This window comes from Methanocalculus sp. MC3 (assembly GCF_054767395.1).
In genome coordinates this window covers 265,462-278,492 of the sequence record NZ_BAABMP010000001.1, presented here as the reverse complement: position 1 = coordinate 278,492, position 13,031 = coordinate 265,462, and the positions used below count along the sequence as shown (strand labels likewise).

The window sequence follows — 13,031 nt, the reverse complement described above, 5'->3', positions numbered from 1 at the left end:
GATGAAGATAAATGCGAATGAATACCTGCCTCTCCTCCTTGTTACAGTTACAACCACGCTGTCAATCATAATCGGGTTCCTGGCGCTCAATTCAGGTGTCAATTTCATCTTTCAGAACCTCTTCTACATCCCGATAGTCATCGCCTGTATCTACTATACTCGACATGGTCTCCTCTTCTCCATTCTTCTTTCAGCAATCTATCTCGGCATGCTCCTCTCCTATGCAGGAGCCGGATACCTGACCGAGGGGCTGATCAGGGTTCTGCTCTTTGTGGCGATTGCCTTCATCGTCACCCTCCTTGCGGAGAAATCAGAGGGGATTGAAGGGAAACTTGAGACGATGAATGAGGAGCTTCTTGATTCAAACAACATCCTGCTTGAGATGAATGAGCGGCTTGCCCGGACAGAAGAGGAGATCCGATCCCAGTTTGAAGAGCTTGTGACAACCCAGAAGGCTCTCCGGGACGAGATCGAACGGAAGACAGATTTTGTCATGATCGCCTCACATGAACTCCGCACACCACTCCAGCCGGCGCTGGGCTATCTCAGCCTCCTCACCTCCGATCCAAAAGGCTTTGGCCTCTCTGAAGAGGTTGTCGAACTCCTCCACCGTTGCCAGAAGAATATCGATCAGGAGAGGAAAATCATCGATCGGGTCCTCGAACTCTCGCTTGTAGATTCCGGCAAGATTACTCCACTCTATGATACAATCCATATCCACGACTTTCTCAACGATATCATAGAGGCATTCGGGTGTGGATCGGATGCAGAAATAACCAATGATATTCCACAGGACCTGATTATATCAGCAGATCCATCTCTCCTCTACCAGGTCTTTTCAGTCATCCTCTCAAATGCAATCCGTTTCAATGAACCTCCCCGCAAGGTATCCCTCCTCTATGATGGAGACGATGGCGGGCATTCAATCGGGATCAGGGATAACGGGATAGGAATTCCCGTACATGCACAGGAAAAAATCTTTGAGCCATTCCATATCGCCGATCAGAATACCCTGAGCCGGCAATATAACCGGCTGGGGCTCGGCCTTCCTATCGCCCAACGTTATGTCCAGCTTCATGGCGGGAGGATTACCGTGGAGAGCAGACCGGGGGAGGGGAGTACTTTTACGGTGTGGCTTCCAGAACAGAAGCCGGAGAATACAGGATAGATTCTTTTTAAATCAGGTCTCAATATAATATACGAACAGATTCATGGCATTCACATACTTCTTCCGGGATCTTCAGACACTTCAGGTGATGGTCGATCATATGCCACCCCCTCAAAATGGGAAGAGATCTATCGATATCTGGAGTGCCGGGTGTGCGATGGGGCCGGAGCCCTACACCATCGCCATTCTTCTGAAACAGAATATGGAAGAGGCGGCCTTTCAGAATGTCAGGATTCTTGCAAGCGACATCGATCACTCAGACAACTATGGGACAATACTCAAAAAAGGCAGTTATCCCTTTGAAGAACTGGAAAGGATACCACAAGAGTACTTCACCAAGAGTTTTACCCCCGATCCTGATAAAAAAGGACATTTCATCGTGGATGATGAGCTCAGGAGCAGGGTCAGCTTCAAAAGGCATGATCTCCTAACTTTGAACCCTCCCGGCAGTAATTTCTCTCTTATCAGCTGTAAGAATGTCCTCCTCCACTTCACAGAAGAAGAGAGGATCAAGGTCATCAGGATGTTCCATGAGACCCTGGTTGACGGCGGCTTCTTCCTTACAGAACAGACGCAGAAGATGCCGTCCGGGCTTGCAGATCTCTTCGAACAGGTCGTCCCTCATGCCCAGGTCTTCAGAAAGCTACCCACCCCCTCCCATTCATGACATGGAGTTGATGAAGTGATGTATGACAGAGCTTGCATCAAGAAGAAACCAGGGATTTGGGCTTCTCCACCCTGATAAATTCAAGGTATTTTCATGAAGATCATCAACCTGACTGAAGAGAGCGATATCTACACCTCGAATGTCTATCTTGTCACCGGCGACTGGAAGACGCTGGATGATAAGAATACGCTGGTTGATGTTGGGCGGGATCCAAAGATTATCGAGAAGATTACCAGATCATCTGCCGGTGTAGGGAAGCGGAAGCTTGACCAGGTGATACTCACGCACGATCACTATGATCATGCATCGCTAACCCACGAGATCAAGAAGCTATTCTCCCCGACGATCTATGCCTTCTCGAATTCAAAGGGCTGTGTCGATATCATCCTCAGAGGAAAAGAGATCATTCGTGTCGGCGATCGCTTCTTTGAGGTGATCCACACACCCGGACACACCGGGGACTCAATATGCCTCTTCTGCGAGGAGGACGGAGTCCTCTTTGTTGGTGATACCATTCCGGTCCATGGTGGGCCGGGTTGTAGGTACGATGAGAGATTTATCCATGCTCTCTTGTATATTGCCACAAAAGATGTGAGGGCGATCTACTATGGACATGGCAGGCCGACATTTGGAAGATGCAACGCAATCATCGAGAACTCGATTAAGAGTCTCAGAGAAAGCAGAAAGACCCCGATAAACCTGCTGAAAAAGGAGGATACAGGATAGTTTCGCAAGCATCCATAACAGACTCTCCTCAATCAATGGTGCAAACCCCGGTTTTATCATCCCTCCCATCAAATATTTAGTGGACCAAAGCATGGCATTCACCTACTTCTTTCGGGATCTCCAGACGCTCCAGATGATCATCGATCATATGCTCCCCTCCATCCGTGGGAGGACGCATATCAATGTCTGGAGTGCCGGGTGTGCGATGGGGCAGGAGCCCTACACAATTGCCCTTCTCCTGAAAGAGCATATGGGGGCGATGATCTTTCGGAATGTCAGGATACTTGCTAGCGACATCGATCATTCAGACCTCTTTGGAGATATAATCGGAAAGGGCAGCTATCCCTATGTGGAATTAAAAAGGATTCCGGAAGAGTTCTTTACAAAGAATTTTACTCCTGATCCGGATAAAGACGGAAATTTCATCATAGCTGAGGATGTCCGGAACCGGGTTACCTTTAAACGGCATGATCTCCTCACCTGTAATCCTCCCGGCAATAATTTCTCACTGATCAGCTGCAAGAATGTCCTCCTCCATTTCACAGAAGAGCAGAGGATCAAGGTGATCAGGATGTTCCATGACACACTGGTTGACGGCGGCTTCTTCCTTACAGAACAGACCCAGAAGATGCCTCCCGAGGTTGCAGGTCTCTTTGAACAGGTCGTCCCAAATGCCCAGGTCTTCAGAAAACTGCCTGCCAATTCCCGTTCCTGAAGTGGAGTCGATACATTGATTCTCTACAGAACCTACATGGAGTGCCGCTTGGGAGATGAGGAGCCACTGCCCAGGTAAAAACGAGGTGTTTCAATGAAGATCATCAACCTGACAGAAGACAGCCAGATCTACACCTCAAATGTCTATCTGATCACCGGCACCTGGAATGCTCTTGATGATCAGAATACGCTGGTTGATGTCGGCCGGGATCCATCAATCATTGAAAAGATACAGAATGCACGGACCGGTGTAGGGAAGCGAAAGCTGGATCAGGTCATTCTTACGCATTCGCACTATGATCATGCGTCCCTTTCAGAACAGATAAAAGAGAGCTTCTCACCTCGCATCTATGCATTCTCAAATTCCCAAAAATATGTCGATACCATCCTCAGGGGAGGGGAGAGACTGCGTATCGGGGATCGTTTATTTGAAGTGATCCATACACCCGGCCACACACAGGATTCAATCTGTCTCTACTGCGATGAGGACGGAGTGCTCTTTGTAGGAGACACCCCGGTGATCATTCGTGTGCCCGGTTCCACCTATGATGAGAAATTTGTTCAGGCTTTGCTTTCTATTGCCGAGAGAGATGTGAGGGCGATCTATTTCGGGCATGGGAGGCCGATGCTTGAGAACTGCAATGCCGTGATACGGAACTCTATTATGAACATGAAGAAGAGCAGGGCTGTCTCCATACATCTCTGAGCAGGAGGATGAGGAGGCGGTATGAAAGTGAGGATATGTAAACTCTGAACGGCAGCAGAAGCATCCAGAAAGCACAGCCAGGAAATCCGACATCAAAATAAATGAGAGAAGTGCCATCGATCTCTCAATTGACAGGCACATATTTTTAAGAGGGCATAGGAATGATCCCAGATCTATCAATCCTCTATTTGGCATACAACTACCAGGTTATCAATCATGTCATGCTACTCTTCCACCATTACCAGATTTGAGGCTGTCTTGAGGCAATACCTGAGGAAGGATACCCTTTATACTCCATTAAATAATGTACTATTACGAACAGGCTATATTACCAATATGGATTAGAGATGAAGCGAACACACCTGGAAGATCTTATTTCACTTGGAGAAGGCCATACTACCGAGTTTAAACAGTCTGGCACATCAAACCTCGGACGGGAAATGTGTGCATTTGCCAATGCATCAGGGGGAGTGATATTGATAGGAGTTAGGGATGACGGGAAGATTCTCGGTGTCGATAACCATAATAGCCTTAAATCAGAGGTTCAAAACATTGCCCGTTCCTCTGATCCACCAATTGCTGTTGAGATCGAAAGCATTGGCAATGTTCTCTGCATAACGATTCCAACGCAACATGGCAAGCCATATTCCTTTGCAGGCAAGTTCTACATTCGTGAGGGTGCCTCCTCAATGCAGATGTCCCGTTCAGAAATTCGTGAGTTCTTTTATCGTGAGGGACTCATTCATTTTGATGAAAGCCCCTGTAGTAAATTCTCCCTGGAGAAAGACCTTACTGATGATATATGGACTACGTTTCGCACAAGGGCAAGGATTCCAAGAGATATGACACCAGCTATCGCATTGGAAAACCTTCATCTACTGAACGATGGGCAAATGACCCATGCTGGTGCCTGGCTGATGGCTCGTGACATTCGAAAATTCACCCCTGGTGCTGATGTTGCCTGTGCTTTGTTTATGGGTACTGATAAAGTCCGTATTCTTGATCGGCGGAGTTTCAACAGCGACATTTATTCAATGATCAATGACGTTGTGGTCTATATTCTCTCAAAGATCAATGTCGAATACATCATCAAACATGTGAAGCGGGAAGAAAGACCAGAGTTGCCTGAAGAAGCACTCCGAGAAGCGGTGGTAAATGCACTTGCCCACCGGGATTACCGCTCTACAGCGAATGTCCAGATCTATATCTTTTCAGATCGTGTGGAGATTGTGAGTCCCGGAGGACTTCCCGCCGGGATGAGCAGGGTAGATCTTGGCACAAGAAGTGTTCCAAGAAATTCACTCCTTTTTGGAACACTTCACCGAATGGAGGCCGTTGAACATATTGGATCGGGCATTCGCCGCATGCAACAGCTCTGTTTAGATTATGGCCTTGATGAGCCAAAGATCGAGACTTCAGAAAACTGGTTTACCATCACCTTCACGCGAACAAGTATAGAAACAAATAAAAAAACAGAGTCACAGCCAGAGTCACAGCCAGAGTCACAGCCAGAGTCACAGCCAGAGTCGTTGTCAATGCGCATTTTGCATCACCTTGAAAGTGAACCCCTGGCAAAATCTGAACTATCCAGAGAACTTGGACAGGCAGAAATCTCCGGCCAACTGAACCATATCATACGTGTATTGCTCAGAGAAGAAATGATTGAATATACCATTCCAGAGAAACCACGAAGCAGACTCCAGAAATATCGCCTGACAGGGAAAGGCAGGGTTTTCCTGAAGAAGGGAGCATCGGAGTGAGTAGCAGGACAGAGAACCGGGATGTTTGCCTCGCATGAGCGATCTTGTCAAAAAGAGATACAGGTATTATACATCAGATGCAAAACACGTCTAAATGATGATCGGCATCCTCGCAGACAGCCACGACAATCGCCCCGCCATCCGGGAGGCGATCAATCAATTTGTCTCACTGGATACCGGACTTGTCCTCCATGCAGGAGATATCACAGACACCCAATCCCTTGGGATCTTCTGTGATCTTCCCTGTGAGATGGTCGGAGTCTTTGGAAACTGTGATCGTCAACAGAAGCAGCTCCGGGATGAAGGCAGGAGATGCGGCACAATACAGATGGAAAGCCGCTTTGCAGATCTCCTGGTTGATGGGCTCAGGATCGGGATGGTGCATGGGGATGATCCCGGATCTGTACTGGCACTTGCTGAGGCGGCGGTATTTGACGTCATCATCTCCGGACATACCCATCGCCCGGCAATCAGGAAGTCAGGAGAGAGTATCCTGATCAATCCGGGCGAAGCCTGCGGTGAGCGGTACGGGAAGGCAACGATAGCGATCCTTGATACAGATACTTTGGAAGCAGAGATCCTTACGCTCACTTTTTGATGTTCGGAAGGGCACCATATGAGCAGCATACACTCAAACAGATACAAAAGTGATACAATTGAGCATACAAGCAATCTTTGAATGGTTTAAGAGAAAGATCTCCGGTGGGGAGAAGAAACAGGATCGTTCATCAGATGAAGATATACATGCCCTGCTCATCGACACCTATGCAGAATCTGAAGCAGAGGATCTCACCACAGAGATACGGACTATCGATCAGATCGCCCTCTCCTGCCGCCGGATGCAGCATGCAGAGACGAAGGGAGATCTGATCCGCCTCCTTGCAACAGAGGTGAAGAGATTCTCTCTTCGTGACCTTGAGATGATGTATGCACGATTCGAGGAGAAGACACGCAATCTGCCCAATCAGTACCGGGATCTCCTCCTTCCAAAAGTGAAGGAGCAGATCTTCCCAGCCCACCATCGGCTCCTCCTCCTTGCCCGAAACGGAGCCGGTGACGAAGAAGAGGCACCCCTCCAAAAAGAGGCTGGATCGTACTTCATAATGGTTGAAGCTGCTGCAAGGGAGAAGGCGAAAACAAATGATCCGACCTTCCTCTATCTCAAATATCTCCTCGCCGGATTTTGGATCTTTGTGATGGAGGAGCCGGCACATCCAATCGGCACCCCGTTTCCGGGAGGCCAGATCGTTGATGCATGGGAAGGAGAGTACCTCTGTCCTGTCCGGGACAAAGCAGACGGGATACCCTTTGCACTCTGTCCATTCTGCCCTGCAAGGCAGAGCGATGAGCCGACGTACCCTGAGATGAGAGAGGTGCGGAAGGAGCGGAGACGAAAAGAGTCACTGAATAATTACTGGACCAACTACAAAGGCTGACCATACGAAGGTTAATTATCGGCGCCCAACAAACTCTACCACATGAAGATCGTTTCTGTTGCCGATGCGCACTCCGCACCAAACCCGCATCATGTCGATGCACGAAAGATATACGATACCGAACATGCAATAGCCGTGGTCATCACGCTCGAACCGGGTGAGGCACTGAAGAAGCATGCCACTCCGGTGGATGTCTTCTTCTATGTGCTTGAAGGAACCGGTGTTGTCGAGATCGGAGAGGAGAGGAAAGAGGTTCTGAAGGATATGCTGGTTGAAAGCCCGGCAATGATCCCACACCGATGGATGAATGAGAGCAGGGGGATCTTCAGGGTGCTTGTTGTGAAGATTCCAAGACCCACCACTGAAACAAAACTGCTCTGATCTTCTTTACCCCTCTCTCACTCCTTATTTCAACTTAAAACTCCTTTATAACCAGCAGTCTCCAATCGGTTCCATGGAGGGAGACGGTATCCCAGACGACATGTTTCTTCACTCCGGAGAGACCGATGATAGCTGCTCCTTTTGGTTCGGTCAGTATACGGGATCTGAAATGCCCCACATCCGGGAAGATTTCATATCCCGGATCCGGGAAGATCATCGCCCCAATCTCCTTTGGATCTTCTGCATAGAGGACTGTGCCATCCACCTGAATCGCCCGTGCCGAGTGTGGCGATCCGATTTCCGCCTTCTCTGCTGCCCCGCCGAGAAGAACTGACGGAAGAATGATCGCGGAAATACCACCTGCAATTCTGCCATCAGCAGTTACAACCGGATAGGCGATTGAGACTCCATCCTGCCCCTCAACGGTATGGAGCAGATGTGAGAGTACCGGCTTCTTCTCATCCAGTATAACACGGATATGTGGCTGGGCTGAGATATCCGCCCCGATAGCCGATGCATATGCTTCGGGATAGACATCAATGATCCGGCCTTCGGAATCAAACGAGACAACATCATAAACCGCTTCCGAGGTGCCGGTGACATACGCGAGCACCTCATGGGTGGAAGCGTCATTAAGCCCGACAGCGCTTGCATGGGCTCCTGCAAGCAGCACCTCGTTATCGAGGTAATTCAGCTTTGCTTCTGTCTCTTCATGATACCGGGAGAGGAGAGCCTGCATCACGATCTCATCTGAAAACGTCCCTTCACCCATATAGTAGATGCCAGCTCCAATCCAGTAGGTATCATCCACCATCCTGACATAGCTCACTTTTGGTTCAAGTTGCATCCCTCTCCCGGGGTTTGGATAATGGTAATAGATGAAACCGCCGCCAAGCCGGGAGAGGGCGATCTCGATACGCGTTACATTCAACCCATGGTGATCGGTGAGATCGAGCATGCTTGTCCCGAGAAGCTCGGGCTGGTAGGGGAGGGCAAGCGCAATTCCATCCATATCAAGGGCATAGATGTAGAGATCACCCCGGACATAGGGGCCTTTGAGATCATTGAAGGTGGCAAGCGCCTCCTCTTTCCCGACACGCTCTGCATAGAGTGCGGCATCGTCAACAAAATCGGCAAGGGACGCTGTCACTTCCGGATCCGGCATCATCGTATCATCTGCGGAATAGAGACCTGATCCAAGCACCCATCCATCACCGCCTTTCATCACATAGCTGATCTTGGGTTCCACGGCAAAGCCATGTGTTGGGTTTGCGTAGAGATACCTGACAAAACCACCACCTGCAAGACCGGTTTCTATAATTTCCCTGATGAAATAGCGGCCCTCTGCATCCTGGAGATCAGAGCGGCTGGTTCCTATCTGGTCTGGTTCAAAGGGAAGGGCAAGTGTGGTGCCATCCCCTTCATAGGCAAAGATATAGAGATCTCCTTTCACAAATGGTCCACCCGGATCATTGAAGGCGAGGAGTGCAGCCTCTTTCCCATGCATGTCAGCATACTCAAATGCGGTCTGTACAAACGCCACCATCTCTTTTGGAGAGGTATCAGACACCACTTCCGGTTCAGAATCAGAAAGGCAGCCCGTTACAGAGATCAGAAGAAGAAGACAAAGTCCAACAATATAAAAACCCTTTTGCATAACAGATGATAGTTCATCGGAGAAGGGAAAAAAGGTTTCTTTTCTGATGAATCACCGCATCTTTCCGGCAACCAGGATCTCCCGGCCACCTGCCCCGTACATCATCAGGATATCGCCATCAATCTGGTACGAGCGAACCTGTTCAAGTAGGAAGAGAAAACGACCCTCCTGTTCCATAACACCCTCATCAGGGCAGTACATCAGGGTAGAGAGAGGCGATCTGAAGGCAATCTCTGTTTCACTGGCACGATACTCAGCAGAATAGCTGTTGCATCCGGCAGTTCCACTGGCTTTGCCATCTTCTGAGAAATGGAGGGTGGCATACGTATCTGCCCGCACCATCTCACCGTCATTGCCCTCATAGGCAACAAGTGTCCATGATGTCCCCGACAATCCGCCTGTCACCATGGAGCAGCCAGCGGTGACAAGAACGGCTGCGAGGAGAATGGCGACTATGAAGAAACCTGATCTCATGCAGGAGAGATTGGAGGGGGAGAATATAACCGTTCACCTCTATGTAAAACAAAACCTGCCAGATAAGAGAAGAGGATTAAGAACCCTGCTCATCTGCAAGGAGCCGGTCAAGCACCGACTTGCATCGCCTGAGCTCCTCTTCACTCTCCACCTGGCGCGTGACATCAAGCCCGGTGCTGATGATATGGGTAACTGCTCCATCATCATCGCAGATAACCGAATTCGACCAGTCAATTATTATGGGAGTCTGATCCCTGCATGTCAATTTGCCCCGTATACGTGAAACACGCCTTGTCTCAACCAGTGTTTGGATATGGGCACGGACACCCTTGATCATATCCGGAGAGGTGAACATCTCCCAGATATACTTCCCGAGAACTTCCTCTTCACGGTACCCGATCAGCTCTTCCGATCTCCGGTTGAACCGGAGGATCCGGCCTTTTGGATCGAGAACAAATATGGCAGCATCCACGGTGGCAAGGATCGTATCAGAGAGATCCCTCTCTTTCAGAACCTTCAATCCCGCCTCCATCCATTCGATAGCAAACCCGATCTTTTCGGCGAACATGGAGAGGAGCTGCTCTTTGCCCTCATAATACCCGGGCTCCTCGTCCCTCCCGCCAAAACCAACCTCAAATGATCCGACCTCTTCTCCGTTTGCATGGATTGGCTTTGAGAAGACAAAGGGAAGTCCTTCTGGAATTCCGCTCTCATAGAGATCATCCCCGTGGGTAATCCGAACCCCGGTGGGACCCCGTTTCGACCAGCATTTCCCAACCACCCTGACAAGTTCATGGAGAAGTGCAGGGAGTGACATCTCGGAGTTGATTGTCCCTGAAAACCGCTGGATGCACTCGATCTCCTGGAAACTTCGTTCAAGCCGTTCCTTCTGAGAGAGGAGGGCAAGCTCCATCTCTTTTCGATCGGAGATGTCATTGCCGACCGACAGAACACCAATCACCTCACCCTCATCACTTCTGATCGCCCGGTTAGACCATCGAACCCAGACGAGGCGGCCATCTTTCGTGATATTGGCGTTTTCATTCCGCCTGTACGAATCAGTATCGGTACAGACCTGCGCAATCAGATCTTTCAGATCACGGCCGGAGAGTTCTTCGGGGGGAACGATCGTCCCGATCACATTTCTGCCAAGCACCTCTTCTTTCCGATATCCGAAGAATGTCTCGGCAAACTCATTAAAGAAGAGTATATTGCCATTTTTATCAAGTTTGAGGATGATTGCATCGGCCATCTCCACAAGCTCACGATATTGTTGTTCCCGCTCCCTGAGCTCATCGATCATACGGACTTCTTCTGTAATATCCACCATGACAATGACATACACCGCCTGATGCGCCTCATCAACTGATGGGATGATATGAATATGGAGATGAATAACCTCCCCTCCATCCAGATGAAGGGGATATTCAAGCACCTGCTCGGAATCGCCAATTTTCCCCTCAAGTACTGACAGAAGATCGAACACACCGGGATCGGCAACCTCCACATACCTGAGATCCCGGCCTATCAGATCGCCGCTTTGTTTCCCCATGAGTTCAAGGCAGGCATCGTTGATCACGAGAAGACGGAGATCAGAATCCAGAATCATGATCCGTTCATTCATTTTTGATATGAGTGATGCGAGAGGTACGCGATATGCTGGCGAATAGATCTTGGCTTTCCCAAACATCCTCATCTCGACAAGCCCTGCCGCATACATGCCATCGAGATACCGTCCGGTCGAGTGCTTATTTTTCCCAAGTGCCTGCGCTATCTCGGTAACGCTCATACCATTCGGATGTTTCCTGAGAAGTTCGCGGATTTCGATATATTCATCCCGGAGAGGTTCCATTGAGTATCTCTATTAGCACTTAATATTTAAATATATTTACAATAGGTATCACTTGAAAAGAAAATAATGGAATAATACCTCCACAATTGTGACATATGAAGAGAGTATTTAAATACAATAAGACGCAACCAGTACTATTCAAAGATAATAGATATTGGTGCAATCAATGAACCAGAACCATCACATTCATAGAAACTGCCTCAGGGGGATTCTTATTCTCTCTCTGATACTGGCAGCCATCATCACACCGGCAATAGCCGGTGAGAAGTATCTCTACGGATCCCCCGATCTCAGGGTCGCAATCACCGGGACAAACGAATTTTATCCGGGCGAAGAGGCAACTGCCACCATCAGGGTTGAAAATACCGGACTGACCATCATCAAGATCGTACGGAGCGAGATCATCTCACGGGATGATCGCCCAGATACCGCAAAGATGGCAGTCGTAAGCCTTGCACCAGGAGATGCGCCACTCACCATTAAGACCGATCCACAGATGATCGGGGACATCACCGGAGGTGAAAGCACCACCGCATCCTTTACCATACAGTTTGATGAGGATGCCAGAGCCGGAACCTATACCATACCGGTCAGCATCGAATACACCTACCTCTCAAGTGCTGAACAGCATGGAGATGACTTCATCAGGTACTATTACAATAAAAAAGTGGTCCATGCAGAGCTCCAGGTTGTCGTAAAACCGGATGTCAGGATCCTCGTCACCGATATACAGACTGATTCAATTAATGTCGGCACTGAAGGGTATATCACGCTGACTGTCCGGAATACCGGGTCCGAAGATGCCCGTTCAGCCACCCTCAAGATAGAACGGAGCGGAACAAGCCCGCTCATCCCGACTGATGGCAGTGCGTTTATCGGAGATTTCCCTGCAGGATCGACCGTAACCCGGACATTCAAGGTTGCCGTATCAACAAACGCCGAACCTCGCGACTATCCCCTCTCTGTCTATGCAGAATATAAGGACAGGAACGGCCAGATGCAAACATCAGAACCACGAACATTCGGAGTGAATACGGGGGGCAAGATCGAATTTACCGCCATCTCCCCCCCGGCTGTTGTCAGCCCCGGCCAGAAGACCGTCATCGATGTCGAATACAAAAATATCGGTGATGCACAGGTTTACCGGGCAACCGCACGGATATCGGCAGTCGATCCCTTCACTTCAAATGACGATACCGCATACCTCGGGGACCTTGCCCCCGGAGAGACGAAGATCGCACGATTCATCCTGAATGTCGACTCGGGTGCAACCGAGAAGATCTATGGTCTTGACTCAGAGATCAGGTACCGGGACGCACTTGACAATACCCAGATATCTAAGACAATGAAGGTTGAGGTGGAAGTTGTTCCGCGTGAGGGATCAATTCCATCAGTACTGATTGGAGCCATCCTGATTGTTGTGATCGGTGCAGGGTACTGGTACTACCGGAAACGGCAATAATCACCTTTTTTTAAGGAGACGACTGCCA

The 13,031-nt window shown here is 49.3% G+C and carries 13 protein-coding genes; 10 read left to right on the top strand and 3 right to left on the bottom strand.

The window, feature by feature from the left end; translation table 11 throughout:
• Position 1 precedes the first annotated feature (1 nt).
• The 9 genes from ACYUBO_RS01350 to ACYUBO_RS01310 all read left to right on the top strand — a co-directional run bounded on the left by ACYUBO_RS01350 (position 2) and on the right by ACYUBO_RS01310 (position 7,558).
• Complete coding sequence (locus ACYUBO_RS01350; protein WP_460371790.1) at positions 2-1,168, top strand: ATP-binding protein; 1,167 nt, start codon at positions 2-4, stop codon at positions 1,166-1,168.
• A 43-nt stretch (positions 1,169-1,211) separates the two neighbouring features.
• The gene (locus ACYUBO_RS01345) at positions 1,212-1,835 is read left to right on the top strand and encodes a CheR family methyltransferase (protein ID WP_460371788.1); all 624 of its coding nucleotides are present in this window, start codon (positions 1,212-1,214) and stop codon (positions 1,833-1,835) included.
• A 93-nt stretch (positions 1,836-1,928) separates the two neighbouring features.
• Positions 1,929-2,561, top strand: coding sequence for an MBL fold metallo-hydrolase (locus ACYUBO_RS01340; protein WP_460371786.1), 633 nt, complete (start codon positions 1,929-1,931; stop codon positions 2,559-2,561).
• A 91-nt stretch (positions 2,562-2,652) separates the two neighbouring features.
• Positions 2,653-3,276 (top strand): CheR family methyltransferase, encoded by a 624-nt coding sequence (locus ACYUBO_RS01335; protein ID WP_300332429.1) that lies wholly within the window; start codon positions 2,653-2,655, stop codon positions 3,274-3,276.
• 93 nt (positions 3,277-3,369) lie between these two features.
• Positions 3,370-3,981 (top strand): MBL fold metallo-hydrolase, encoded by a 612-nt coding sequence (locus ACYUBO_RS01330; RefSeq protein WP_460371784.1) that lies wholly within the window; start codon positions 3,370-3,372, stop codon positions 3,979-3,981.
• A 347-nt stretch (positions 3,982-4,328) separates the two neighbouring features.
• Complete coding sequence (locus ACYUBO_RS01325; protein WP_460371782.1) at positions 4,329-5,741, top strand: ATP-binding protein; 1,413 nt, start codon at positions 4,329-4,331, stop codon at positions 5,739-5,741.
• A gap of 94 nt (positions 5,742-5,835) precedes the next feature.
• Complete coding sequence (locus ACYUBO_RS01320) at positions 5,836-6,339, top strand: metallophosphoesterase (RefSeq protein WP_460371780.1); 504 nt, start codon at positions 5,836-5,838, stop codon at positions 6,337-6,339.
• A gap of 58 nt (positions 6,340-6,397) precedes the next feature.
• Complete coding sequence (locus ACYUBO_RS01315; protein ID WP_460371778.1) at positions 6,398-7,177, top strand: DUF2115 domain-containing protein; 780 nt, start codon at positions 6,398-6,400, stop codon at positions 7,175-7,177.
• A gap of 42 nt (positions 7,178-7,219) precedes the next feature.
• On the top strand, positions 7,220-7,558 hold the full coding sequence (locus ACYUBO_RS01310; RefSeq protein ID WP_460371776.1) for a cupin domain-containing protein: 339 nt from the start codon (positions 7,220-7,222) through the stop codon (positions 7,556-7,558).
• 34 nt (positions 7,559-7,592) lie between these two features.
• Here the strand turns inward: ACYUBO_RS01310 and ACYUBO_RS01305 are convergent, their stop codons facing one another.
• The 3 genes from ACYUBO_RS01305 to ACYUBO_RS01295 form a co-directional block, all read right to left on the bottom strand.
• Positions 7,593-9,215 (bottom strand): cache domain-containing protein, encoded by a 1,623-nt coding sequence (locus ACYUBO_RS01305; RefSeq protein ID WP_460371775.1) that lies wholly within the window; start codon positions 9,213-9,215, stop codon positions 7,593-7,595.
• Positions 9,216-9,266: 51 nt separating this feature from the next.
• Positions 9,267-9,689: an META domain-containing protein gene (locus ACYUBO_RS01300; protein WP_460371773.1), complete on the bottom strand. Its 423-nt coding sequence runs from the start codon at positions 9,687-9,689 to the stop codon at positions 9,267-9,269.
• A 76-nt stretch (positions 9,690-9,765) separates the two neighbouring features.
• Positions 9,766-11,541, bottom strand: coding sequence for a PAS domain S-box protein (locus ACYUBO_RS01295; RefSeq protein WP_460371771.1), 1,776 nt, complete (start codon positions 11,539-11,541; stop codon positions 9,766-9,768).
• A gap of 166 nt (positions 11,542-11,707) precedes the next feature.
• Between ACYUBO_RS01295 and ACYUBO_RS01290 the strand changes: the two genes are divergently transcribed.
• A complete protein-coding gene (locus ACYUBO_RS01290; protein ID WP_460371769.1) occupies positions 11,708-13,003 on the top strand; it encodes a COG1361 S-layer family protein in 1,296 nt (431 codons plus the stop codon).
• Positions 13,004-13,031: the final 28 nt, after the last annotated feature.

Coding starts and splice junctions, on each gene's coding strand:
- ACYUBO_RS01350 (WP_460371790.1), top strand. CDS start 2: ATGAAGATAAATGCGAATGAATACCTGCCTCTCCTCCTTGTTACAGTT.
- ACYUBO_RS01345 (WP_460371788.1), top strand. CDS start 1,212: ATGGCATTCACATACTTCTTCCGGGATCTTCAGACACTTCAGGTGATG.
- ACYUBO_RS01340 (WP_460371786.1), top strand. CDS start 1,929: ATGAAGATCATCAACCTGACTGAAGAGAGCGATATCTACACCTCGAAT.
- ACYUBO_RS01335 (WP_300332429.1), top strand. CDS start 2,653: ATGGCATTCACCTACTTCTTTCGGGATCTCCAGACGCTCCAGATGATC.
- ACYUBO_RS01330 (WP_460371784.1), top strand. CDS start 3,370: ATGAAGATCATCAACCTGACAGAAGACAGCCAGATCTACACCTCAAAT.
- ACYUBO_RS01325 (WP_460371782.1), top strand. CDS start 4,329: ATGAAGCGAACACACCTGGAAGATCTTATTTCACTTGGAGAAGGCCAT.
- ACYUBO_RS01320 (WP_460371780.1), top strand. CDS start 5,836: ATGATGATCGGCATCCTCGCAGACAGCCACGACAATCGCCCCGCCATC.
- ACYUBO_RS01310 (WP_460371776.1), top strand. CDS start 7,220: ATGAAGATCGTTTCTGTTGCCGATGCGCACTCCGCACCAAACCCGCAT.
- ACYUBO_RS01305 (WP_460371775.1), bottom strand. CDS start 9,215: ATGCAAAAGGGTTTTTATATTGTTGGACTTTGTCTTCTTCTTCTGATC.
- ACYUBO_RS01300 (WP_460371773.1), bottom strand. CDS start 9,689: ATGAGATCAGGTTTCTTCATAGTCGCCATTCTCCTCGCAGCCGTTCTT.
- ACYUBO_RS01295 (WP_460371771.1), bottom strand. CDS start 11,541: ATGGAACCTCTCCGGGATGAATATATCGAAATCCGCGAACTTCTCAGG.
- ACYUBO_RS01290 (WP_460371769.1), top strand. CDS start 11,708: ATGAACCAGAACCATCACATTCATAGAAACTGCCTCAGGGGGATTCTT.